The organism is uncultured Microbulbifer sp., from assembly GCF_947489355.1.
Taxonomy (GTDB): Bacteria; Pseudomonadota; Gammaproteobacteria; order Pseudomonadales; family Cellvibrionaceae; genus Microbulbifer.
In genome coordinates this window covers 1-374 of the sequence record NZ_CANLDD010000201.1, presented here as the reverse complement: position 1 = coordinate 374, position 374 = coordinate 1, and the positions used below count along the sequence as shown (strand labels likewise).

At 51.1% G+C, this 374-nt stretch carries 1 protein-coding gene; it reads left to right on the top strand.

Annotation, left to right across the window (positions count from 1 at the left end; all coding sequences use genetic code 11):
* Positions 1-374: transposase (locus tag Q1A48_RS21450; RefSeq protein WP_299948920.1), on the top strand; the 374-nt coding region annotated here is incomplete at both ends.

Here is a 374-nt window from a genome sequence, read left to right as displayed (position 1 = left end):
CGCGATCTGGAGGCGGTTTATCCTATCGTCTGGCTCGACGCTATCCACTACAAAATCAAGGAAAATGGCCGTTATACAAGCAAGGCCATTTACACCATTCTTGGCCTGAACATCGAAGGCAAGAAAGTGTTGTTGGGTCTCTACCTGTCTGACCAGGAGGGCGCACACCACTGGCTGAGCGTTCTGACCGATCTCTACAATCGTGGAATCAAAGATATCCTGATTGCCTGTATAGACGGCTTGCAGGGCTTTCCTGAGGCCATTGAGAGCATCTACCCCAAGACCGAGATTCAGCATTGCATCATCCACCAGATTCGCAACTCGATGAAGTACGTGGCCTCGAAGAGCCAGAAGGCCTTTATGGCCGACCTCAA